The organism is Paenibacillus sp. FJAT-26967 (genome assembly GCF_001541095.1).
Taxonomy (GTDB): domain Bacteria; phylum Bacillota; class Bacilli; order Paenibacillales; family NBRC-103111; genus Paenibacillus_F.
The window spans coordinates 85,980-108,362 of record NZ_LMXH01000006.1 but is presented as its reverse complement, the minus strand read 5'-3'; the positions used below and the strand labels follow the sequence as shown (position 1 = coordinate 108,362).

Below are 22,383 nucleotides of genomic sequence, written 5' to 3'. Positions count from 1 at the left end.
AGTCCTTTTTTATATGTTCATGAATACCAGTCGCGTTCAAAAATATTTATTGATAGAGCGGTTACCTTGAATTCAATGATCTCTGTCCTTTAAAAAAAGCTCAAATCATTGTAAGCTACTTGATAATGGAAAATAAAACAAGGTAATGGCGGATTGTCCGCCGGGAGGGTGGTAGATCGGAGCATGGAAGTACAGCCGCTGCTGCAGGTAGAGAAGCTGGCTATGAAGAAGATGAAGATTTTCAGGCAGAGCAAACTGCGTTACTTGTCCCGTTCAGCGCTGGCAAGTATGTTTATTGGTTTTGGTGTTATTGTGGCTTTCAAGACAGGAAGTTTTTTCTATCTGGAACATTCGCCGTTCACTTATCCGATGGCTGCGCTGACCTTTGGTGCCGCGATTATTCTAATCTCTTACGGCGGCGGGGACCTGTTCACGGGTAATACGTTCTATTACACGTTCGCGGCGCTGCGCAAGAGGCTCCGCTGGCCGGAGGTCATCCGCTTGTGGCTGACAAGCTACGGGGGCAACATTCTCGGGGCGGCGGCTTTCGCGCTGCTTATTCTTGCGACGGGCTTGTTCCGGGAACATGAGGTCAATGCGTTCTTGCTCAGTGTGGCGGAGAAAAAGATGAATGCCCCTTCGATGGAGCTGTTCTTCCGGGCAATTCTATGTAATTGGCTGGTGTGTCTGGCGTTCTTCATTCCCATGTCTCTAAAAGGGGACGGAGCAAAGCTGTTCGCGATGATGCTGTTCGTCTTCTGCTTCTTCATCTCCGGTTATGAGCACAGCATTGCCAATATGTGCACGTTTGCAATTGCGCTGGTGGTCGACCATCCGAAGACGATCTCCTGGGGCGGAGTTGTTCATAATCTGATTCCGGTCACTTTAGGCAACTTGATCGGCGGGTCTATTTTCATGGGCGTCATGTATCATTATGTGAATAAACCGTTCATGGACGAGCATGAGGAAGCATAAGGACAATATTTCACAAGAAGACGCAAGAAGGCCTGATTATGTTCGATAACTAGACGGCCATTGCTCCCAACAAGCTATTATTACCATTTTCTATAGGATACCGGAGGATTTGGCAGGATGTTTTTGAACGCCAGCCGCTGACTTCCCCTCACCCCGGCTCACCCCGGCTCAGCTGGAGTGAGCCATTATCAGCGCGTTTTCCATAAAAGCGATCTTTCCCTATACTTATAAGAGAGCAAAATGAAACTAAAACAACCGGGAGTTGAATCGTTTTGACGTATGCTGAAATGTTGGGAAGACGCAGTGAGATTCTAAAACGCACCATCGGAGAAATGATCCTCAAAGAAAATCAAAAAGGGCTCGGCATGCAGGAAAGCAGTTTCCTCCGAAGCATGATTAAGGAGCTCCACCAGAATGAATATGAACTGAGTTCAGGCAGAAGATAAGGCAGAAGATAATGCAGAGCCTGTCCTCTAATCCAACTAATCAATCTAACCAGACAAAACTAACTATGTATATGTTTATGTACAAAAGGCGTTCGCACTTTCGGTGTGGACGTCTTTTAATATACGTAAATCCTTAAACTACCGATCGTTTAACCGGGTAAAAGGTTCAAGGGCGGTAGATTTCTCTGCACCCTCTCCTCACTGCTTGACGGAACACAGCCGGAGGCGTAGAATAATCTCCAGTCTTCTAAGCGATTAACCCATCTCGGAGAAAAGGATATAACTTATAATGAACGTTAAAGTAATAGGTGTAGCATTTTATATCATGCTGATATACGGGGTCTCCAAGCATTTTCCGGCTATGCACAGTCTCTTTTTTCCGGCACTTGGGGCTTTCAGTTTCTTGTTTATTTCCCGCAAATTCACGGTCAAAGATATTGGCTCGATTTCATTAGGTGCTGTGCTGGCCTCGGTGATCGGAACCGCTATTTATTATCTGATTCCGGGTATTTTTGCCATGTTTATTAACACACTCATTATCATTTGGCTTAATAAGCTGAAATGGAACGCTCCTCCCATTCTGGCTGTTTCATTTATTCCGTTCTTTACGGTTACGGCAAATTTTTGGGACATTCCCCTGGCAATCAGTGCCTCTTTGCTCGGTCTGATGGGTACGCTGCTGTTAGTGGAGATCATTGAGACAAAAATTCCTTTTGCTTTCGGGATGAAGAATAAGCTTGCACCGGATACGGAGAAAATTGCAAGTTAACCACTGTAAGGGCCAGCATGGTGAAGGGAAATATTCCAGAACTTTACGGTGCATGAGGTGCGGATATGCTGGGACGTAAATAAGTCGGGTCCGAACTGGATCTGGCTTATTCGTATTTCTTTTTCATAGCTTGCGTTCAAACTATTTTACTTCCTTTCATGCATGATTCTGGAATATAAATTTCAAAAATTCCGTTTCTTAAGATTTTCTTCAGAATTACCGACCGGAGATAGTAAGATTTTTAGATTAGGATAAGGGTTGAAAAGGTACATATATAGATAAGGAGGCGAGGGGCGATGAATGACACCATCCTTCAACTTGTGGACCAGTACGGTTATTTCATCTTTTTCCTGGCTTTGGCGCTGGGGCCTTTCGGCATTCCTGTACCGAACGAAGTAACGGTGATGACTGCAGGTATGACCGGAGACAGCGGACTGCTGAATCCGTGGCTCGTATATATAAGCACGTTGTCCGGACTGCTGATTGCATTGACGGCCGGATACGGATTAGGCAAATATTTCGGACCGCCTTTGCTCAGAAGACTGCGCCGCAATGAGCGGTTCAGCGGTTATTATTCAACGGCTGAAAGCTTGCTGGACAAGTACGGGAGCGCGGCGCTATGTATCAGCACGTTCATCCCGATCGTCCGTTATTTACTCCCGGTATTTATGGGTGCGGCAGGCAAGCCTTATAAGAAATTTGCCATATACGCATATTCAGGCGCTCTTGTGTGGACGCTGCTTGTATTCGGGCTTGGCGTGCTGTGGGGTGAAAGGTTGACGGAACTGCTGGCCATGACCGAAATAAAATCCGCTCTCATTATTGCGATTCTTGCTTCAGGAGTCTTTGTGATCTGGAAAAAGGGAATAAGAAAATCTCAGTCGGGTATATGACAGAAAATAGTTTCTTTGCTGATAACGGACAACGTAGACGATGAAATCATCATACAAATTCGGGAGGAATTATAATGGATGAAATGTATATGACCGTAGATTATGTGGGGGTCCATCTGAGCTGGCTTATTTTCGTATCGGCGGCTGTCATGGGTATTATGAAATCGGCGAAGGGCCGCAGGAAACAGGATGACAGAGGAGGGATCTGAAGGAGGTTGTCCATCATACGGCAAGCAGAACCTTCCTTTGAATCCCTTGTTCGTAAGCGGCAGCGTCTTCCACTCTTTGCCGGTATAGCAACATAGAGCGGCCGCCTTTTTTGTCAGGCGGCTTTTCGGCGTTATAATGAACTAATCTCATAAATATGACGCATCTAAAAGGAGGACGAGCAGCAGATGGCTTTCGGCATCAAGAGAGAAGAACTGCAGCAGTGGAAAGAAGCAGTCTCCCGGGGAGAAATTGCTTACTTGACGCACTACTGGCTGGAGCCCAGATTTCCGGGTGTAACCACCGTTACGAAGGTCGGCTGTGCAGATCTGGACCGCTTGTCCAAGTGGTGTATACAGAACGGCTTAAGTCCGCGCTACATTCATAACCGCTCATCTTTCCCGCATTTTGACCTGATTGGTCCTAAGCAGGTAGAAATTTTGCGGAAAGAGGGGCTGCGGGAACAGTTGGAGCGGTTTCGTATGCTCTGAAGGCGGCCGCCGGGAAGCGCAGAAACATTCCCGTCTGCATGTCCCCCGGGTGGACGAGTCCGGTCCGGAGCTTGTGACTGAAGTGACCCGGAGTTATTTTCGTATAAATGCTTCGATCAGATCCCCGACACTGACCTCATCAAGCTCCTCGGCAAGCCGGTCCGCTTTGGTTTTCTTGCGGATGGAGCCCTGCAGGACAACTTGAATGTTCTGATCTTTGTCGATCAAGACGGAAAGAACTTCGAGAGCATTCGTCAGCAGTCCGACGACGACCGCGATTTGCTGGGGGGTGAGCTGGGCGGACGAGGCTTTCTTTTTGCCTTTTTTACCATTGCCGTTACCATTGCCATTGCCGCTGCCATTCCCATTCCCATTCCCTTTTTTTATCATGGGTCGTCACCATCCATATCAAACTATAACGGTTTCACTGTCACCGCCTTCGCCATCCGTCCCAATCCCCGCAATGAATCCGAAAACAATTACAAACAAGATAATTAAATTGATCAGATACTTGCCGTCATCGTCGCTCATATAGCCCACCCTTGATTTCATAGTTGTGTTCTACATCATATGATAAAGCGGACTAAGGGTTCCTGATTTACACTTCCGGCAAAGATGACGTGTTTGGAATAAAATGGTTAAATCCCTCTCGGGCATTATAAGCATGCGTTCACGTAATAGGCATTTAGGGAATAGACTGCTTTTAAAGGAGAATAGCTTCTGGAGATTCTTGATAAGAAAGGTGGTTCCCTATGTATTACGCGAGCCCTTATACGACTTCATCTGCACCATTCCAGGCATGGATGAGAACAGGAAGCAAGGAAGAAGAGGTGATTGCCCTCATTCTGGAATCCGTTCAAGGCGAGCGGAATGATGAGCTTTTTTATGATTATCTGATTAAAATCGCACCTGCGCAGAAGGATAAGGATATTATTGCAGGAATTCGCGACGATGAGAGAAAGCACAGGAAGCTGTTCAGAAGCATGTATTATTATTTAACCGGCCAAATGCCGCCGCAAGTCTCTGATCAAGAGGAGCCGCTGCCTTCGAGTTATATAGAAGGGATTGAAACGGCGCTTATGGGTGAGTTAAAAGCATTTGAGAAGTACAGAGGCATCTACTTGAATATTAAACCTGAATTCAGGAACTGGATGTTCGAAATTATGACAGATGAGATGAAGCATGCGGCCTATTATAATTATCTATACGCCAAAAATAAATAAGACTGGAGAGGAGCAGATCGTTTTTTATAATCGAGCTGCTCTTTTATTGCAGTGCATAGTTAATTTTCCGATTGCACGCCAAGAGTTATCCGACTCCGCCGCTAACTGATTGTCTGTCTCCGGGCAATTGGATTTCTCTCCTCGCATACGCGCAGGTTGTCGGCAGATTGAAGAATATATTACATATATGCTCGAACGGAGAAAAAGCAAGGAATGTGCAGGGATTGGACAATTCTGTTCATGTTCTTTTGGCTGCATGTTGAATATCGTTAGAATAGGGGGCGCTCTATTCATTAACCGGTAAAACGTAAGCGCTCCCATAAGGACGGATCTATCCCGCATGCCGGGCTTACCCAGCCGCAAGGTAGACCTGACTGGATAATTAGACCAGAGGATATAAATGCGCCTATGAAGAAGTGTATCTAGAGAAGCAACAATAATACGGACTACTAGACCGGACTGTAAGGGGATTCTCTATGAAATTTATGAAAAAGCTGCTGCCTGCCCGTCTTCTGAGGGGTTCTAAAATTCCCAATCGGCTCCTCTTGTCTTTCCTGCTCTTGTCTCTGATCCCGTTAACGGTAACCGGCTATTTCTCTTACAAACAATCATCGGATGCAATTGAGTCTAAAATCGGAACCTATTCCTCTGAGATCATGAAGCTGCTTCAGCAGACTATCCGCGTAGAGGTACAGAAGGTAGATCTGCTGAGCAATCAGGTGGTCTATCAGAATTTCGTGCAGAAGGCGCTGCATAATTATTCGGACCTTGACGAATGGTCGAAATGGTCGCTCGCTATGGATATCAATGCTCTGCTGAGCGATAAATCTACGCTGATCGAGCACATCAAAACGATGAAAATTTATACAAAATCTGGCGACCTTCTATATGATCTAGGCTACGAGCTGCTGCGGGATGAAGATACCTCCAGATGGATGCAAGAAATCGATCAGGATATCGGCAAAGATATCTGGACCTACGCGAGAACGGTCAAGGGAACGAACTGCATTCTGTTCGGCCGTATGATTTACTCGCAATCCGTTCCCGACACGCCGCTGGGATATGTGATGATTGCTCTGGATGAAGCTTTCTTCTATAAGATATACCGGGATACCGATATGGGTACCGGCTCAGCGGTCTCCATGCTTGATGCAGACGGCACGGTGCTTTCCAGCATGAATCCCGATCTCGTCGTCGGTAGAAAGCCTGAAGATCCTGAGCTGGCTGTGCAGCTTAGTGCCCTTAAAAATACAGAGACATCTTCTTTTCCCGTCGGTCCTGAAGAGAACCGGAAGCTGGCTGCTTTCACTTATGATCCGGTGACGGACTGGTATGTAGTCAGTCTGATCCCGTTCTCCTACCTGAATATGGAATCGGATCAATTCCTGAAAGTGATTTCGATCGTGGGCCTGATCCTGTTTATCTGCTGTCTCATTCTGGCGCTGCTTATTTCACGAAGTATTTCTCAACCGCTTAACCGGCTTGTCGGCAAAATGAGGCTGGTTATGAAAGGTGATTTCGATGTGGTGATTCACGACAATTACCAGGATGAGCTGGGATATTTGTCCCGGATGTTCAACCTGATGCTCAAGCAGATCCGGCGTTTAATCCAGCAGGTCAAGGATGAGCAGGAGCAGAAGAGGGAGACCGAGATCCAGATGCTGCAGGCGCAAATCAATCCGCACTTCTTGTTCAACACCTTGAATTCGCTGAAGTGGACCGCGATGCTGAGCCAAGCGGACAGTGTCAGCCGCGGTCTGGGCGCACTGGCGGAGCTTCTGCGTAATACGATTGTCGATAAGAAGGAACTTGTTACATTGTGGACCGAAATCCGCAACATTGAGAACTATGTGATTATTCAGCGGGTCCGTTATGGAACGTCTTTTACCGTGGCATATGATATTCCCGAGGAGCTGTATGAATGCCGGATGCTGAAGTTCCTGCTTCAGCCGATTGTGGAGAATTCCATTATTCACGGATTGGAAGGGCAGGAGGCTGTCGGCCATATCCTGATTGAGTGCCGCAAGTCCGCGGACGAGCTTAGGATCCGCATCCGGGATGACGGGCAGGGTATGGACCCCGGCACGGTCCGCGAGCTGCTCGGACAAGGCCCGGACCGCCGATTCGCAGGAATAGGCGTTACGAATGTGGCGGAGCGGATCAGACTTAATTTTGGCGAGTCTTACGGCTTGAAGGTTCACAGTGAAGTAGGTCAAGGTACGGAAGTTACGCTAACTCTCCCGTACATCACGGAGGTGGAAGATGAGCATGAGAAGGATGAGCGTATTGGTCGTTGATGATGAAGCGATTGTCCGTATCGCCCTCAAAACGATCATTCCTTGGGAAGAGAACGGATTCGAACTGATCGGAACGGCCCAGGATGCTGCCCAGGCACTGGAACTGATCGGGCATCATCAGCCGGACATCCTTATTACGGATTTGAAAATGCCCGGCATGGACGGCCTGGAGCTGCTGAGGCTCCTCCAGGAACGCCGCTATGACGGCAAGTTCATCGTGCTGAGCAACTATGGCGAATACGAGCTGGTCCGCGAGGCGATGAAGCTCGGCGCGATGGATTACCTGCTGAAGGTCACTCTTCAGCCGGAAGAGCTGCTGGAGCTGCTGATGAAGGCGTCCGCCCAGCTCCGCGATGTCCGCGAGCAGCAGGAGCAGCAGTACCGGATCCGTTCCGAGTGGAACGAGAACCGGTATCTGCTGCGCACCCAGTTCTACCGGGAGCTGCTGCTCGAAGAAACAAGCCTGGCGGCGCTGCGGCGCCAGGCGGAGAAGCTGGGCATCGCCGCGGTGATGCAGCCGGGATTCGTGCTCTGCCTGCGCATCGAGTCTTACGAGGAGGCGCTACAGAGCGGCAAGATCAAGGACAAGAAGCTGCTGGGCTTCTCGGTCCATAATATCGTCGGCGAAGCGGCGAGGGAGCGAGCGGCGGTGGATGTAGCGGAGCTGAGTCCGGACACCTATGCCGTAATCGCGTCCTCGGAAGGCGGCTGCACCGGGAAGGAGAAGCAGCTTCAGTTCGCCGGGCATATCGCGAGCGTGCTGAAGATGTACCTGAATCTGGAAGTAGGCATTACCGTCGGAGGCCAGTTTGACAGGTATGAGGAGGTCCGGGAGGCTTACCTGATGACGGCGCACGCGATGGACATGCTGTTCTATGGGGGAAGCCCGATTCTTCATATCGGGGAGGTCGAACACACGGAGACACTCGAAGCCGAAGCCTTCACCTTCCTCAGCCGGGAGCTGAAGCAGGCGGTCGACCGCAATGAGACCGGCACCATCTTATCGCTGCTGGCCCCTGTACTGAAGCGGGCGGAAGAGGAACGTCTGAGTCCCGAGCCTCTTAAGCGGTGGGGAATGCTTGTTCTCAGCGAGCTGGAGAAGCAGCTGATCGGGTGGGGGAATACGACGATTTCCCCGCTGGAAGAATACGGGATGCGACTTCAGGGAGCGTCCTCATTCACTGAGTATAAAGAGGCTCTTGCGGGGGCCGTCACAGAGACGGGACGTTTGCTGGCAGTACTCAAGGATGTCCTCTACCGCAAGGAGACGACGGCGGTTATCGATTACATCCGGCGCAACCTCGATAAGAAGATTACCCTGGGACAAATTGCAGCGGAAGTCAACATGAGCGAGAATTATTTGTCCCGTTTTTTTAAGCAGGAGACGGGTAAGACCGTTGTGGAGTTCATTCACCAGACGAGGATGGAGCAGGCGCAGGAGCTGCTGAAGGACCCGGATTGTACGGTCAAGAGCGTAGCGCTGGCGGTCGGGGTGGAGGATCCTTTCTACTTCAACCGCCTGTTCAAGAAACACGCCGGAATAAATCCCACCGAATATAAGCGGAGGGTGCTCGGCAAGCGGGTACAAGAATAGCAGGTTCTCAAGGAGGGGGCGCATCGTTCATGCGCTCTCTTTTATATGGAATTTATCTGGAAGTAAGAATTGTCCATGTTTCCGATAATTGCGTTCATGTGAGCGAAGGTCCAGATCTTATATGCTAGGAATGTAAGCAATTACACAATCTAAATTCATATAAAAAGTGGGGGTCAGATATGAACAAGACAAAATGGATGGCTAATGCTGTGGTTCTTTCTTTACTCGTCGGTGCAGCATCGGCTTGCGGCTCTGCCGGAAATGAGAACGAAGATGGCGCGGTCAAGGGCGAGGCGTCCAAAGAACTGAGCATCGCCGTGTTCGAGGGCGGATACGGTAAAGCTTACTGGGAAGAAGTCATTAAGAGCTTCGAGAAGGATCATCCCGGCGTAAAAGTAAAGCTGACCTCCAATCCTAAGGTCATGGATGTTATCAAGCCGCAGATCGTCGCAGGAAATCCGCCGGATTTCATCTATGCTCCGCTGAGTGAGCCGTCCGGTACGATCCGCTCCATGATTTCGGAGAAGGCGTTCCTGGATGTAACGGATGTTTTTGAAGGCAAGGCGCCGGACCAGGAAGGTGCGCTCAAGGATCAGATGCTGGACGGAATTCTAGACTATGCCAAGCCTTATGGAGACGGCAAAATCTATATGGCGCCTAACTATATCTCTACCCTGGGCCTTTGGTATAACAAAACGCTGTTCAAACAGAAGGGCTGGGAAGCCCCGAAGACTTGGGATGAGTTTATGGCGCTCGGCGAGAAAGCGAAAGCGGACGGCCGTGCCCTCTTTACATATCCGGGTATCAATCCTGCATATAACGAGGGAGTGCTGTGGCCGGCTGTCGCTTCCGCCGGCGGCACGGAGCTCATCAAGAAAATCGAGAATTACGAAGAAGGGGCCTACAAGGAAGAAGGTGTCCGTCAAGCTTTCTCCGTCTACGATGCCATTGCCCAGAAAGGCTACCTCCTCAAAGGTACCGTAGCACTGAACCATACCCAGTCGCAGACGGAATTCCTGAAGGGCAAAGCGCTCTTCGTACCCAACGGCAACTGGTTTGAAGGCGAGATGAAGGATGCTCCGCGCGAAGAAGGCTTCGAGTTCGGCTTCCTGGCTCCTCCCGTGTTCAAGGAAGGCGAGCAGAGATACGCAATGACCTCTTTCGAGGGATTGTTTATCCCGGCTAAAGCCAAGAACCCGGACCTTGCCAAGGAATTTATGAAATACCAGTATAAAGAAGAGAACGTGAGACTCAGCGCTAAACTGTCGGGTGCGGTTATGGCAGTGAAGAACGGTGCGGAAATCGCCAAGGAGTTCGTACCGGCATCCGTGTATGAATCCGTTAAAGTGCTGGAGCAGGACGTTAAACCGCTCATGTTCCAGTGGAAGGTCACTCCCAAAACCGAAGTGAAGATCAAGGATGACGTATTCCAGCCAATCGGCCGGGTTATGAACAAAGAGATGACTGTGGACCAATGGATCGACCGTCTGGAGCAATCCGATGCGAAGCTCCGTGACGTCATTGCCAAAGCTGCCAAGTAAATAATAAACAGAGAACTCCGGTGAGGGCCTGGCCTTCATCGGAAATCTTTTCTCGGAGTGGGAAGTGGACGAATGAAAGACAAGAAAAAACTGATGCTGTTTCTGTGGGCCTGCACCTTGCCTGCACTTGCTCTATTCGCTGTATTCGATCTGTATCCGTTCCTGCGGGCCATTATCATGGCTTTCTATAGCTGGAGCGGCACTTCGGAGGATCAGACGTTTGTCGGTCTGGACAACTTCCGAACACTTATGCAGGACGGGGTTGTCTGGGTTGCGCTCAAAAATAATCTGTTCCTGCTCATTGTAGTTCCGGCCGTAACCATGGGCCTCTCCCTGTTGTTTGCCGTTCTTCTCACACGCAAGAACAACAAGCTCAAAGAGAGCGGTTTTTACCGCACCATCTTTTTCTTCCCGAATGTACTCGCGCTTGTCGTGATCTCGATCTTATGGTCGTTTATTTACCACCCTACTTTCGGTATTCTGAATGCTCTGCTGAATTCACTGGGCTTCGAAAGTCTTGTGCATGCTTGGCTGGGTGAGACAGGGACGGTGATGTGGGCTCTTGTCGCACCGATGGTGTGGCAGGCAATCGGCTATTACATGATTATTTATATTGCTGCAATCGAGGGCATACCGCCCGATTTGTATGAAGTTGCTCATCTGGAAGGCGCCTCCAGCATCAAGCAGTTCCGTATGATTACGCTGCCTCTCATTTGGAATGTGATGAGGATTACGGTTATTTTCTTCCTGATCAACGTATTTAACCAAAGCTTTGTTTATGTGAATGTAATGACTGCAGGGGGGCCGGATAATTCCTCCCAGGTCTTGATGACTTATTTGTACGGCCAGGCTTTCGGTAACGGCAATTTCGGTTATGCGATGGCAATCGGGGTATTTATGCTGCTAATTACAGTCGCGCTGTCGTTAATTAGCGATAAACTGATGAGCCGCGATTCGGTCCAATATTAAGGAGGGCGGCTGTATGAAGCTCAAATCATTTCTTTCCAATCTGCCCGCACGGGTGATATTGTTGATTTACAGTGTCATCGTCTTATATCCGCTTCTGTGGACGGTGACGACCTCATTCAAAACGACGAATGAATTCTATGAGAATCCTTGGTCTATGCCCAAGAGTTTTCAATGGACGAATTATATCAATGCGTTCAAGGAAGCGAGTATCGGCTCTTATTTTGTTAATTCGGTCCTGGTTACACTGCTTTCGATGGCTATTTGTATGATACTCTCCTTCATGGCGGCGTATGTCATCTCAAGGTATGATTTCAAGGCTTTTCGCTGGATGAAAAAAATGTACCTGGTTGCGCTGTTCTTCCCGGTAGCGTTCAAAATCGTTCCGCTGTTCCAACTGCTGGGTGATATGCACCTGCTCGACAGTTTGTTCGGTCTTGTGCTGGCCTACTCGGCGACGACCATTCCGTTTACGATTTTCCTGATGGCCGGCTTCCTGGAGAGCATCTCCAAAGAATACGAAGAAGCGGCGATGATTGACGGCTGTTCGCGTTTCGGTGTGCTGTTCCGCATTATTGCGCCGATGGCCCGCTCCGGCATGATTACGGTCGCCATCTTCAACTTCATGAGTTACTGGAATGAATACATCATGGCACTTTCGTTCATTACGACCGAGAGCAAGCGGACGCTGACGCTAGGGATCGCATACCTGATGGAAGTTCAGCGCTATGCGACCGACTGGGGGGCTCTGTTCGCGGGCCTGGTTATCGTAATGATTCCTACGCTCGTGCTGTACGCGCTGCTGCAGCGCAAAATAACCGCCGGTATCAATGTAGGCGGACTGAAAGGATAAGAGCAGGCGATGACGACGGTGAACTTTGGCGTTCAAGGAAAAGAATTCGTGCTGGATGGACAGCCTATTCAGCTTATATCCGGGGCCATTCATTATTTCCGGGTAGTGCCGGAATACTGGCGCGACCGGCTGATGAAACTGCAAGCAGGCGGGTGCAATACCGTCGAAACTTATGTCGCATGGAATGTTCACGAGCCGGAGGAAGGGAAGTTCGATTTCTCAGGGATAGCCGATGTGGTCCGGTTTGTGGAAATTGCCGGCGAACTGGGGCTTCATGTGATCGTGCGCCCGAGTCCTTATATCTGCGCGGAGTGGGAGTTCGGCGGACTTCCGGCATGGCTGCTGAAATACCCGGACATGTTGCTGCGCTGCTCGGACCCGCTCTTCCTCGCCAAGGTGGACGCTTATTACGACGAGCTGCTGCCTAAGTTCAAGCCGCTGCTCTGCACCAATGGCGGCCCGATCATTGCGATGCAGGTCGAGAATGAGTACGGCAGCTACGGCAATGACAAGGACTATCTGCGGCATATTAAGGAAGGCATGATTTCACGCGGCATGGATGTGCTGTTGTTCACTTCGGACGGCCCGTCCGATGAAATGCTGCAGGGAGGTACATTACCGGAAGTGCTGGCGACGGTGAACTTCGGTTCCCGCGTTCAGGAATCGTTCGCGAAGTTCCGCGAATACCGGCCGGATGAACCGCTTATGTGTATGGAGTACTGGAACGGCTGGTTCGATCATTGGATGGAGGACCACCATACGCGTGACGCGGAAGATGCGGCTCAAGTGCTGGATGAGATGCTCGGTATGGGGGCGTCCGTTAATTTCTATATGTTCCACGGCGGAACGAATTTCGGCTTCTACAGCGGAGCGAATCACATCAAGACGTTCGAGCCGACGGTAACGAGCTACGATTATGATGCCGCACTGACGGAGCGTGGAGATCCTACCGTGAAGTTCGAGTCTTTCCGTGAGGTTATCCGTAAATATGCCCCAGGGACGGCAGGCAACCTATCTGCAGTTGGGCAGACATATGCGGAAGAAATCCGCGCCGATGCAGCAGGAGTCAAGGACGATGCGGGCACTGCTCCGGGAAGCGGGACCGTTTCCTTCCCCGAGCTGCCGGAATCCGTCCCGGCGCGAAGTTATGGAGAGGTCCGGATGACGGCACGGGCCGACCTGCTGGACCAGCTGCTCACGCTGTCGCAGCCGGTGCGCCGTGCAGCCCCGGAACCGATGGAGAAGCTCGGGCAGAATTACGGCTACATCCTGTACTCGGCCAGGGTGTCAGGACCGCGCAGCGGACAAGAACTGCACATCCAGGACGTGCGCGACCGAGCGCAGGTTTTCCTGGATGGCACGTATATCGGCGTAGTTGAGCGATGGGACGCGAAGCCGCTGAAGATCAGCATCCCGGCAGGCGGAGCGCGCCTGGATATTCTCGTCGAGAATATGGGCCGTGTCAATTACGGTCCGCTGCTGCGGGATCACAAGGGCATTACCGAGGGTGTACGGATTGATAATCAGTTTCAGTACGGCTGGGACATCTATACGCTTCCGCTGTTGTCGCTGGATGGGCTGGAGTATTCGCCACTTGAAGAATGGGATTCGGGAACTTCGGCTCAACCGGACGCCTCGCAAGAAGCAATTGAAGGAATTGAAGGAGCAGCCGACCGGCCTGCTTTTTACCGGGGCTATTTTGAAGCCGAGGAAACGGCCGACACATTCCTTCGTCTGGATGGCTGGAACAAGGGCGCAGCGTTCATCAACGGCTTCAATCTGGGCCGTTACTGGAAGCGCGGTCCGCAGAACGCTTTGTACCTGCCCGGTCCTCTGCTGCGCAACGGCCGTAACGAGCTTGTGATCTTCGAGCTGCATGCAGCAGCCGGCCGGCCGGTGGTCACGCTGGATGACAAGCCGGATCTCGGCATCGAGGCTGCCGTCGATCAGAGCATTCTGAATTTCACGGGAGAGTAACTGCGATACGCGATGTTGCCTATTGTTCGTTCGTTAGACCATCCATGGGCATATACCGATCCGCAGCTGCCGTCAGCAGTCTCTAAGCATTAACCGCGAATCGGGATCGGCCCATGTAGCCCGGACTGGGCGGCAGGGTCATCCTTCCCGTCTTACCTACAGGTGTGACTGAAACTAAACCAACGAGAACCGAAGCCACGAGCAGATCCGGCTTACCTGCTTCGGCTTCGGTTTTTTGATCAGGAGGAGATTATAATGAGTACGCAGCAGCCTAATCTGTTATTCATCACGGTGGATCAGATGCGCGCCGATTGTCTCAGCATTCTGGGTCATCCGGTTGTGGAGACCCCTAACCTGGATCAGCTGGCGCGGAGCGGAGCGCTGTTCACCAGCGCGTATACGGCGACACCCAGCTGCATTCCGGCCCGGACGGCTATCATGACAGGCAAAAGCCAGACCTCGCACGGCCGTGTCGGCTATCAGGAAGGGGTGCCGCTGGACGACGAGCACACGATAGCCGGTGAACTGGCCAAGGCCGGCTACCATACGCAGTGCGTCGGCAAAATGCACATGTATCCCGCCCGCAACTTGTGCGGGTTCCACAATGTCGTGCTGCACGACGGCTACCTTCACCACAGCCGGTTCAAGGACCGCAATACTGTGGTGGAGTCGCAGGACCACTGCGATGATTATCTGCCTTGGCTGCGCCAGAGAGCCGGTGCCGATGCAGACCTGACCGATCTGGGGCTGGACTGTAACGCTTCCACAGTCGCCCGGCCGTGGCATCTGCCGGAAGCCCTGCATCCGACGAACTGGGTCGTGACCCAGTCGATTGATTTCCTGCGCAGGCGCGACCCGCGCAAGCCTTACTTCCTGTGGATGTCGTTCGTAAGGCCGCATCCGCCGTTCGATCCCCCGCAGGCTTATCTTGATCTCTATGCCGATGCGGACATCCCGGACCCGGTTGTCGGGGACTGGGCCGAGCAGGAGGATACGGACCGGAGCGGCCTCAATCCGGTCACCTCCACGGGTCAGGTGCCCGCCAGACGCCTCAGGCATGCCAGAGCCGCCTATTATGCGCTCATCACGCATATCGATCACCAGATCGGGCGCTTCCTCGGCGCGATGGATGAGTACGGAGTGCGCAGCAACACAATCATTGTATTCACCTCGGATCACGGCGAGCTGCTCGGCGATCATCATTTGTTCCGCAAGACGTTTCCGTACGAGGGCAGCGCGAAGGTGCCGCTGATTGTGTCCGATCCCGGCGGATTCACGGGCATTAAGCCTCACAGCCGGGTCGGCGGAGTTGTCGAGCTGCGCGACATTATGCCGACGCTGCTTGATGCCGCAGGCGCGGCCGTTCCGCGCAGTGTAGACGGCTCCAGCGTTCTTCCGCTCGCGCGCGGCGAGAGAGTCCCGTGGCGCGATGCCCTCCACGGGGAGCATGAGGCCGGCCCTCTGTCCGTCCAGTACATGACGGACGGCCGGGAGAAATACATCTGGTTCTCCCAGTCCGGGAGGGAGCAGCTGTTTGATCTTACGTCCGATCCGCAGGAGCTGACCGACCTTGCTGGAGACCCCCGGTACGGGGAGCGTCTCGGTTACTGGCGGGACCGTCTTGCCAGGGAACTGGATGGCAGGGAAGAAGGCTACAGCATGGACGGCAGGCTAATCACGGGCCGTAAGCCGCAGACGGTGCTCAGTCATGTAAGCCGGCAGACACATGCAGAGACAGACCCAAAGTAAGTCTGGTGGCCGGATGCCCTTCACTTGATTACAATTTACTGAAGAAAGCGCCTGCCCGCGCAAAAAAACAAAGGAGTTAAGCACATACAAATCGCTTAGCTCCTTTATTTATTCAAAATTTTAAATTTCTTTAAATTCAGATTGTCTCATCTCGACTTCGGCACAGCAACAATCAACTCCCCTTTTACGTGTTCATGGTTGTGGTAACCGTCAAAGCAGGAGTAGATGCGGAGGCTGAGGTCGTGCCGGAGTAATCGTGGGTTTCGATAATGACTGGGGTCCCCGGCAGAAGCGCGGCGGAAACGATGACCAGTTCGGTAGTCGAAAGCGCAGACAGATCGCCTTCTTGCAGAACACCGTTTATATAGAGACTGTAATAACCGCCGGCGGGCAGGACGGGCAGGGCTCCGGCCGCTACCGCTGTACCCGAATCATCTAGGAAGCTGGTATCGGGGATCGTTGTGGTGCCTGCTGTGCCATTGATCATTCCAAGCGTTACAACGGCATGATATCTTCTTACATTGTCATCTACAGTTGTTGTCGTGACAGTGGTTACGGTTCCGGCTACTACGCTGCTTGCGGTAACGAAGAGCTTGATTAAAGACGGGGGCATAAGCGATCACCTCTTTGGCTTGTTTACTTTACTGTATGCACCTTGAGCGGGAATGTCGTGGTCTTCTAACCTTACGGCAGCGGCAGTCTGCACCCAATATTGAAACGAATTGGAGGATAATCGGAACGCCTTTCTCGGGAATCTCCCGGCTGAGGAGTGTAAGCCTCCCCAAGCTAACCTTGTATACGCTGGTGGGCTGCAGAACCCCATTAACGAATAAGTTCGTGTAGGATACGCTGCGGGATGAAGGGATACGGATTTTTCCGTATGAGGGATCTTGGTCCCGGTTTCGGAACGACCGTTTGATTCCATCTGAGAAGGTAACAAACAGAGTGGCTTTAGCCTTCATCACGCGAAGCGGGCGGCGCTTTTTCGTGCCGGGTTTCTTTGCTCGCATCCTGAGCCCTCTCCTTTGGTTCTTGCTTATAATGTATCTATATGCACAGCAGAAGAGGTCGGTAAACGGGACATTTGGACCGCTTTTTTCGTGAAAAGAAGGATGCGGCCGTTTAATCGAGCTGCTGCCGGAAGTCTTACCGTTTTTTACTATAGCGGTCGGTAAAATTTTGGGTAAGGTATGTGAAGGGAATACTGCCGAAAGGGGGAAGAACGATGGATAAAGCATTTTTAGAGCGGGATCCGGTGGTGGTTGCCCGGGAATTAATCGGCTGTCAACTGGTCAGAGAGACCGACAATGGGCTTATCCGTGTAGTTCTTACAGAAACGGAAGCTTACAAAGGAGCGGAAGACACTGCCAGTCATGCCTGCCGGGCCGTAACGCCGCGTAATAAACTGATGTTCGGCGAAGCAGGAATGCTCTATGTCTACCTTATTTACGGCATACACCGGTGTATCAACGTAGTGGCTCATGAACCCGGCGGAGTAGGGGCTGTACTGCTGCGCGGGGCCAGGCCGCTGGAAGGATTGGATCTTATCCGTGCTAACAGGGGCAATGTGCCGGAACGTAATTTGTTAAGCGGACCTGGGAAATTGGCTCAAGGTCTTGGCATCGGTCTGGATCTGAACGGGCATGATCTGCTCCGGAATCCGGACAAGGCATTGTCTTTGGAGACAGGCAAGCTGGATACCGGCATCATTAGGGCCACGCCGAGAATCGGTATCAGCAAAGCTGTTGATCTGCCGTGGCGGTTTGTAGCGGAATGATGTCTTATTCCTTCAGGCGAACTCCGCTGAGGTAGTGATGCCTGTTTTTCGCTTATCTTTTATGGTGATATTATGTCGTTGTCGCGGTGATGGTTCATTTTTAACGCGGGAGATCATTTCCCAAGCTAAAAACTTACGGTGCCAATGATTAACGAGCGGGGGAATAGTTCATGCACTTAAAAAAAGCTGCTCCCATGTAGACAGGAGCAACTTTAGGAATGGAGATAGAAGTCATGAGCGAACGATCTTCATTCAATTGATCTCGTCACGCTATAAAAATAAGCTGAAGCAGGAACAGCACCGCGAACACATACACGAGCGGATGCACCTCACGGAACTTGCGCCTCGCGATCTTCATCACGGGGTAGGCGATGAAGCCCAGCGCGATCCCGTTCGCAATGCTGGATGTGAGCGGCATGCCGACGATGATCAGGAAGGAGGGGAACGCTTCTTCGAAGTCGTTCCACTCGATCTCGGAGATGCTGCGGATCATCAGGCAGCCGACAATGATCAGGCTCGGCGCTGTAATCGCGGACACCCCGGCGAGCGTGTTGATCAGCGGGCCGAAGAAGGATGCGGCCGCGAACAGCACGACGACCGTCAGTGCCGTCAAGCCGGTCTTGCCGCCCGCGCCTACGCCGGCGGAAGACTCGACGGTGGCCGCTGTCGGACTCGTGCCTGTCATCGCCCCGGCGATGGTACCCACCGAGTCGGCGGTGAAAGCCCGTCCGGCGCGTTCGAGCTTGCCGTCCTTCAGCAGTCCGGCCTGGCGGGTGATCGCCAGCAAAGCGCCGGTCGTGTCGAACAGCATCACGAATAAGAAGGAGAACACAACCCCGTACAATCCATATTCGACAATATCCTGAATGGATTGAATCGGATTCACGGCAACCAGGCCTTCGGGCAAGTGAGGAAGAGATACGATTCCTTCGCTAAACTGCAGCTGCCCGGTCGCATAAGCGATAATACCGGTAATCACCATACCGATGAAGAGCGCACCGTTGATATTCAGCGCCATGAGCACAATCGTGATTGCTATCCCGATGAGGGTAAGGGCTACGCCTGGAGAACCGAAGTCCCCGAGGGTCACCAGATTAGTCGGATGATCCGTGACGATGCCCGAGAGCCGGAGCCCGATAAAAGCGATGAATAAGCCGATTCCTGCCGCTATGGCATGCTTCAGATTATTCGGAATCGCTTCAATGAGCTTGGAGCGGAATTTGGTCAGGGAGAGCAGCAGGAACAGCAGGCCTGTTATGAAAACAGCCGAGAAGCCCACGCTGAGAGGCAGCTGGTGATTCACGATCACCGAGTAAGTGAAATAAGCATTGAGTCCCATAGCGGGAGCAATGACGATCGGGTAGTTGGCCAGAAGCGCCATGAAAAGCGTGCCGACGACCGTTGCCACAATCGTGGCGGTGAAGCCCTGCTCGAACGGAACCCCGGCGTCGGACAAGATTTTGGGATTCACGATAATAATGTAAGCCAGTGTGAGGAAGGTGGTTAGTCCCGCCAGTACCTCTGTTTTAACATTTGTTGATCTTTCTTTGAGCTGAAACATGATGTTCTCCTTCCGTTACAACAAAAAAAATCCCTGCGGAAGCAAGCGTCCGAGGGGTTCGAAGCTCTTGGTTGTACGTAATCAATGTTCTTATTTTACAGGAAAATAGAAAAAGAGCCAAGGGAAGCTTTGAAAAATAAGCGCCTTGTTATTGTATCCAGAAAAACATTGCTTAATTAGAAAGGGTCTTATAAGATAAACTTAATCATTTGTTTTGATTAAGTTTGGTTAATTTTTAGAGGATCATATTTTTATCAGGAACAGCTTGTTAAATACTTTTTTACCAAGATAGGAGATTGGCATAATGACGTCATACAAATTAGTGGCCCTGGATTTAGACGGCACGACTCTGACCGAAGACAAACGTATTAGTGATGAAACCCGGTACTGGATTAAGCGCGCAATGGAAGCGGGTGTCACGGTTATTTTCTCGACGGGGCGGGGAATGCAGACGGCAAGTATGTATTGGGATGACCTGCGGCTGGAGGTTCCGATGGTCATGCTCAATGGGGCAGAAATTTGGAAAGGCCCGGGCCAGCTGTGGGAGCGACATTATTTATCCCGCCAGGAAATCCGCAAACTGCATAACCTCGCGGTCGATGCGGGAGCATGGTTCTGGGGGTACAGTGTAGAGAGCTTGACCGGAGCTGGTGAATGGACAGAGGAGATGTTCGAGCGTGACTGGCTCAAATTCGGGATCCGGCATGACGATCTGTCTACAATTGCTAAGCTGCGTGAAGATGCGGCTGCATTCGGCAATCTGGAGATTACCCGCTCTGCGGATATTAATATGGAAGTTACCCGTCAGGGAGTAAGCAAAGAGTACGGGGTACGCAAGGTGTGCGAGCTGCTCGGAATAGGCATGCACGAAGTGATGGCAATCGGGGACCATCATAATGACATGCTGATGATTCAGGCTGCCGGGTGGGGCGTAGCGATGGGCAACGCCGAGGAGGAGCTCAAGCGTGCGGCGGATGCTGTCACGGATACCAATGAGCAGGATGGGGTGGCACGGGCGATTCAGCGGTATGTTTTCGGCTTGGAGCCGCAGACGCTGACACCTGACAAGACGGGTACGTATCAGCGCGGGGATGCGCGTTCGATCACCTGATGGAGTAAGCGCTTTACCCTACAGCGGCAGCATTCCTCGGCCATACAATCTGTCAACCTGCTCAGAATGTCCTGGTGATTTCCGCAAAGCTTAATATATAGGTAGAATAGGATGAGAATATGTTTATCTTTGTGTGGGCGGTTATGGCGGCAGCCGGGTTATACCTGGCCTACTTTATCTGGATGCATTCTTCCAGAATGTCCGGCAGGGACGCGGATGCACTCATTGTGCTGGGCTTCAAATGCGAAGGGGATTCTTTGCATCCGCTTCTGAAGGATCGTCTGGATACGGCGCTTTATTTGTTCGATAAACACAGCTACCAAACCGTTATATTGTCGGGCGGTGCGGTAGCTTCGGTCCTTAGTGAAGCTGAGATCATGAAGCGGTATCTGGTTCGGAACGGGATGCCGGAAGGCAGAATCCGGCTGGAAACGTTATCCCGCAATACCGTTCAGAATATGGTGAACTGCGGGATCATGATGGCAGAGGAGGGACTGGGCACGTGCCTGGTAGTCTCTAATTCTTTTCACATCAGACGCATGAAGTACATTACGGATTCCTTGGGGATGAAGGCCCTGTTCTATGCGAGCAGACGCCCTTTGTTTGTGCTGTATCAGTGGGGAATGACCTGGCAGGAAATTAAGGCCTTCCGGCTGACACTGCCCTGGCTTAAGAAGGTCGCGCAGATGGAGAACCGGCAGATGATGGGAAAAAGATAGAAGGTCATATGCGTAATGAAGCGGCTCATTTATAATTTAAAATAAGAAGGGGGGAGGTTATTGATGCAGATCGAAAAATTCGGCAGTCACCAGCTTTTAAAATCCATTAACCAGCAAAAAGTGGTCCATCTGATCTTTACGGAAGGACCGATTTCGCGGGTTGAATTAGCGGAGAAAACGGGTCTGACCCAGCAGACCGTAACCAATATAGTGAATCGTCTTCTGGAAGAAAAGCTCGTGCAGGAGGGGGAGCCGGTATCCAGTACCGGAGGCCGCAAACCCGTCCCCTTGACTATCAAAGGCTCTCACCTGCACGGAATCGGCATTGTGGTCGCGGGCAAGTATGTGCGCGGTTCTCTCCTGGACTTCAGCTTCAACCGGCTCGGCAGTTTTGAGCGGGAGGTAGTCAAGTATGAGAGCGAGCAGCATCTGCTGGATATTATCTGCGCCTGTATGGATGATCTTCTTCAGCACGTTCCGGACCGGAGTACCTTGAAGGGTGTGGGGCTGAGCGTCCAGGGTCTTGTGGACTCCAGGCATGGGGTTGTTCTGCGTTCTCCGGGACTCCGGTGGGTGCGAATACCGATGAAAGAGCTGCTGGAGGATAAATACGGCATTCCCATCTTCATTGAGAATGACGTGAACCTTCTGTCGCTGAAGGAGAACGTTAACGGCGTCTTGAGCGGTTCCAGAGACAATCTGACGATCAAGTTCGACTACGGCATCGGGGGCGCGATTATATCGGATAATAAGCTGGTTGCGGGAGCTTCGTTCGTAGCGGGAGAAGTCGGGCACTATAAGGCTTTCTTCGGACCGGACGCTCACCGGTGCTTCTGCGGAGGTACGGGATGCCTGACTACGCTGGCTTCGATCAGCGGGCTTCAAGGGAACACCGGTCAGACATTCGAGGAATTCAGGCAAAAGTTACGGGAAGGCAGACCGGAGTCATTGGAGCTCAGAGAACAAATTATGACTGCGATCGGTGTGACAGTGGCGAATCTGATTACCATTCTCAATCCCGATCAGGTTCTGCTGACAGGGAGAATCACGGAAGCATTTAGTGATCAGCTGCTGCCGAGGCTCCGTGATCTTCTTAAGACGGATATCCCGGAGACATGCAGAAATGTGGAGATCAGGCAGTTAGCTTCCTCTCCGGATGAGACGGCGCTTGCGGTCGGTTTTGTGATGAAGAACCTGTTTGACGTGCCTGTGGATAGTTTGTCGTTATAGGATC

At 51.6% G+C, this 22,383-nt stretch carries 23 protein-coding genes; 18 read left to right on the top strand and 5 right to left on the bottom strand.

The features are described from left to right. Nucleotides 1–183: 183 nt before the first annotated feature. The 6 genes from AR333_RS19690 (at nt 184) to AR333_RS19675 (ending at nt 3,781) form a co-directional block, all read left to right on the top strand. On the top strand, nt 184–975 hold the full coding sequence (locus tag AR333_RS19690) for a formate/nitrite transporter family protein (protein WP_068777088.1): 792 nt from the start codon (nt 184–186) through the stop codon (nt 973–975). Between the two features lie 272 nt (nt 976–1,247). Beyond that, a complete protein-coding gene (locus AR333_RS25060) occupies nt 1,248–1,421 on the top strand; it encodes a hypothetical protein (RefSeq protein WP_166542077.1) in 174 nt (57 codons plus the stop codon). A gap of 289 nt (nt 1,422–1,710) precedes the next feature. Continuing rightward, the gene (locus tag AR333_RS19685; RefSeq protein WP_068777087.1) at nt 1,711–2,190 is read left to right on the top strand and encodes a hypothetical protein; all 480 of its coding nucleotides are present in this window, start codon (nt 1,711–1,713) and stop codon (nt 2,188–2,190) included. A gap of 296 nt (nt 2,191–2,486) precedes the next feature. Then, complete coding sequence (locus AR333_RS19680) at nt 2,487–3,083, top strand: DedA family protein (protein ID WP_068777086.1); 597 nt, start codon at nt 2,487–2,489, stop codon at nt 3,081–3,083. 74 nt (nt 3,084–3,157) lie between these two features. After that, entirely contained in the window at nt 3,158–3,292 is a 135-nt protein-coding gene (locus AR333_RS25655) for a hypothetical protein (RefSeq protein WP_301336131.1), read from the top strand. 186 nt (nt 3,293–3,478) lie between these two features. After that, nucleotides 3,479–3,781, top strand: a complete 303-nt coding sequence (locus AR333_RS19675; protein ID WP_068777085.1) for a hypothetical protein — start codon at nt 3,479–3,481, stop codon at nt 3,779–3,781. Between the two features lie 93 nt (nt 3,782–3,874). Here the strand turns inward: AR333_RS19675 and AR333_RS19670 are convergent, their stop codons facing one another. Together AR333_RS19670 and AR333_RS25650 are read right to left on the bottom strand one after the other, a co-directional pair. Continuing rightward, nucleotides 3,875–4,171, bottom strand: coding sequence for a hypothetical protein (locus tag AR333_RS19670; protein WP_068777084.1), 297 nt, complete (start codon nt 4,169–4,171; stop codon nt 3,875–3,877). Between the two features lie 18 nt (nt 4,172–4,189). After that, nucleotides 4,190–4,312 (bottom strand): hypothetical protein, encoded by a 123-nt coding sequence (locus AR333_RS25650; RefSeq protein ID WP_301336130.1) that lies wholly within the window; start codon nt 4,310–4,312, stop codon nt 4,190–4,192. A 221-nt stretch (nt 4,313–4,533) separates the two neighbouring features. Here AR333_RS25650 and AR333_RS19665 point away from each other — a divergent pair, with 221 nt between their 5' ends. The 8 genes from AR333_RS19665 (at nt 4,534) to AR333_RS19630 (ending at nt 15,981) form a co-directional block, all read left to right on the top strand. Further along, nucleotides 4,534–5,004 carry a ferritin-like domain-containing protein gene (locus AR333_RS19665; RefSeq protein WP_068777083.1) on the top strand — a complete coding sequence of 157 codons (471 nt, stop codon included), beginning with the start codon at nt 4,534–4,536 and terminating at the stop codon, nt 5,002–5,004. A gap of 476 nt (nt 5,005–5,480) precedes the next feature. Beyond that, complete coding sequence (locus tag AR333_RS19660; protein WP_068777082.1) at nt 5,481–7,301, top strand: sensor histidine kinase; 1,821 nt, start codon at nt 5,481–5,483, stop codon at nt 7,299–7,301. Further along, on the top strand, nt 7,267–8,895 hold the full coding sequence (locus AR333_RS19655) for a response regulator (protein WP_068777081.1): 1,629 nt from the start codon (nt 7,267–7,269) through the stop codon (nt 8,893–8,895). Before AR333_RS19660 ends, AR333_RS19655 begins: the two co-directional genes overlap by 35 nt. A gap of 179 nt (nt 8,896–9,074) precedes the next feature. Beyond that, nucleotides 9,075–10,436, top strand: a complete 1,362-nt coding sequence (locus tag AR333_RS19650; protein WP_068777080.1) for a carbohydrate ABC transporter substrate-binding protein — start codon at nt 9,075–9,077, stop codon at nt 10,434–10,436. 72 nt (nt 10,437–10,508) lie between these two features. Next, a complete protein-coding gene (locus AR333_RS19645; protein ID WP_068777079.1) occupies nt 10,509–11,405 on the top strand; it encodes a carbohydrate ABC transporter permease in 897 nt (298 codons plus the stop codon). 13 nt (nt 11,406–11,418) lie between these two features. Then, nucleotides 11,419–12,255: a carbohydrate ABC transporter permease gene (locus AR333_RS19640; RefSeq protein WP_068777078.1), complete on the top strand. Its 837-nt coding sequence runs from the start codon at nt 11,419–11,421 to the stop codon at nt 12,253–12,255. A gap of 9 nt (nt 12,256–12,264) precedes the next feature. Continuing rightward, entirely contained in the window at nt 12,265–14,232 is a 1,968-nt protein-coding gene (locus AR333_RS19635; protein WP_068777077.1) for a beta-galactosidase family protein, read from the top strand. Nucleotides 14,233–14,487: 255 nt separating this feature from the next. Continuing rightward, a complete protein-coding gene (locus tag AR333_RS19630) occupies nt 14,488–15,981 on the top strand; it encodes an arylsulfatase (protein ID WP_068777076.1) in 1,494 nt (497 codons plus the stop codon). Between the two features lie 184 nt (nt 15,982–16,165). On the opposite strand, the gene AR333_RS19625 is transcribed toward AR333_RS19630, so the two are convergent. Both AR333_RS19625 and AR333_RS24375 read right to left on the bottom strand, forming a co-directional pair. Next, nucleotides 16,166–16,594, bottom strand: coding sequence for a DUF4183 domain-containing protein (locus AR333_RS19625; RefSeq protein ID WP_068777075.1), 429 nt, complete (start codon nt 16,592–16,594; stop codon nt 16,166–16,168). Nucleotides 16,595–16,622: 28 nt separating this feature from the next. Then, a complete protein-coding gene (locus tag AR333_RS24375; protein WP_253735924.1) occupies nt 16,623–16,943 on the bottom strand; it encodes a DUF4183 domain-containing protein in 321 nt (106 codons plus the stop codon). A 263-nt stretch (nt 16,944–17,206) separates the two neighbouring features. On the opposite strand from AR333_RS24375, the gene AR333_RS19620 reads away from it, so the two are divergent. Continuing rightward, on the top strand, nt 17,207–17,758 hold the full coding sequence (locus tag AR333_RS19620; protein ID WP_068777074.1) for a DNA-3-methyladenine glycosylase: 552 nt from the start codon (nt 17,207–17,209) through the stop codon (nt 17,756–17,758). A gap of 265 nt (nt 17,759–18,023) precedes the next feature. On the opposite strand, the gene AR333_RS19615 is transcribed toward AR333_RS19620, so the two are convergent. Continuing rightward, on the bottom strand, nt 18,024–19,319 hold the full coding sequence (locus AR333_RS19615) for an NCS2 family permease (RefSeq protein WP_068777073.1): 1,296 nt from the start codon (nt 19,317–19,319) through the stop codon (nt 18,024–18,026). A gap of 304 nt (nt 19,320–19,623) precedes the next feature. Here AR333_RS19615 and AR333_RS19610 point away from each other — a divergent pair, with 304 nt between their 5' ends. The 3 genes from AR333_RS19610 to AR333_RS19600 all read left to right on the top strand — a co-directional run bounded on the left by AR333_RS19610 (nt 19,624) and on the right by AR333_RS19600 (nt 22,379). Beyond that, nucleotides 19,624–20,430, top strand: coding sequence for a Cof-type HAD-IIB family hydrolase (locus AR333_RS19610; RefSeq protein ID WP_068777072.1), 807 nt, complete (start codon nt 19,624–19,626; stop codon nt 20,428–20,430). A 119-nt stretch (nt 20,431–20,549) separates the two neighbouring features. Beyond that, nucleotides 20,550–21,149, top strand: coding sequence for a YdcF family protein (locus AR333_RS19605; protein WP_068777071.1), 600 nt, complete (start codon nt 20,550–20,552; stop codon nt 21,147–21,149). 63 nt (nt 21,150–21,212) lie between these two features. Next, the gene (locus tag AR333_RS19600) at nt 21,213–22,379 is read left to right on the top strand and encodes an ROK family transcriptional regulator (protein ID WP_068777070.1); all 1,167 of its coding nucleotides are present in this window, start codon (nt 21,213–21,215) and stop codon (nt 22,377–22,379) included. Nucleotides 22,380–22,383: the final 4 nt, after the last annotated feature.

Coding starts and splice junctions, on each gene's coding strand:
- AR333_RS19690 (WP_068777088.1), top strand. CDS start 184: ATGGAAGTACAGCCGCTGCTGCAGGTAGAGAAGCTGGCTATGAAGAAG.
- AR333_RS19685 (WP_068777087.1), top strand. CDS start 1,711: ATGAACGTTAAAGTAATAGGTGTAGCATTTTATATCATGCTGATATAC.
- AR333_RS19680 (WP_068777086.1), top strand. CDS start 2,487: ATGAATGACACCATCCTTCAACTTGTGGACCAGTACGGTTATTTCATC.
- AR333_RS25655 (WP_301336131.1), top strand. CDS start 3,158: ATGGATGAAATGTATATGACCGTAGATTATGTGGGGGTCCATCTGAGC.
- AR333_RS19675 (WP_068777085.1), top strand. CDS start 3,479: ATGGCTTTCGGCATCAAGAGAGAAGAACTGCAGCAGTGGAAAGAAGCA.
- AR333_RS19670 (WP_068777084.1), bottom strand. CDS start 4,171: ATGATAAAAAAAGGGAATGGGAATGGGAATGGCAGCGGCAATGGCAAT.
- AR333_RS25650 (WP_301336130.1), bottom strand. CDS start 4,312: ATGAGCGACGATGACGGCAAGTATCTGATCAATTTAATTATCTTGTTT.
- AR333_RS19665 (WP_068777083.1), top strand. CDS start 4,534: ATGTATTACGCGAGCCCTTATACGACTTCATCTGCACCATTCCAGGCA.
- AR333_RS19660 (WP_068777082.1), top strand. CDS start 5,481: ATGAAATTTATGAAAAAGCTGCTGCCTGCCCGTCTTCTGAGGGGTTCT.
- AR333_RS19655 (WP_068777081.1), top strand. CDS start 7,267: ATGAGCATGAGAAGGATGAGCGTATTGGTCGTTGATGATGAAGCGATT.
- AR333_RS19650 (WP_068777080.1), top strand. CDS start 9,075: ATGAACAAGACAAAATGGATGGCTAATGCTGTGGTTCTTTCTTTACTC.
- AR333_RS19645 (WP_068777079.1), top strand. CDS start 10,509: ATGAAAGACAAGAAAAAACTGATGCTGTTTCTGTGGGCCTGCACCTTG.
- AR333_RS19640 (WP_068777078.1), top strand. CDS start 11,419: ATGAAGCTCAAATCATTTCTTTCCAATCTGCCCGCACGGGTGATATTG.
- AR333_RS19635 (WP_068777077.1), top strand. CDS start 12,265: ATGACGACGGTGAACTTTGGCGTTCAAGGAAAAGAATTCGTGCTGGAT.
- AR333_RS19630 (WP_068777076.1), top strand. CDS start 14,488: ATGAGTACGCAGCAGCCTAATCTGTTATTCATCACGGTGGATCAGATG.
- AR333_RS19625 (WP_068777075.1), bottom strand. CDS start 16,594: ATGCCCCCGTCTTTAATCAAGCTCTTCGTTACCGCAAGCAGCGTAGTA.
- AR333_RS24375 (WP_253735924.1), bottom strand. CDS start 16,943: ATGAAGGCTAAAGCCACTCTGTTTGTTACCTTCTCAGATGGAATCAAA.
- AR333_RS19620 (WP_068777074.1), top strand. CDS start 17,207: ATGGATAAAGCATTTTTAGAGCGGGATCCGGTGGTGGTTGCCCGGGAA.
- AR333_RS19615 (WP_068777073.1), bottom strand. CDS start 19,319: ATGTTTCAGCTCAAAGAAAGATCAACAAATGTTAAAACAGAGGTACTG.
- AR333_RS19610 (WP_068777072.1), top strand. CDS start 19,624: ATGACGTCATACAAATTAGTGGCCCTGGATTTAGACGGCACGACTCTG.
- AR333_RS19605 (WP_068777071.1), top strand. CDS start 20,550: ATGTTTATCTTTGTGTGGGCGGTTATGGCGGCAGCCGGGTTATACCTG.
- AR333_RS19600 (WP_068777070.1), top strand. CDS start 21,213: ATGCAGATCGAAAAATTCGGCAGTCACCAGCTTTTAAAATCCATTAAC.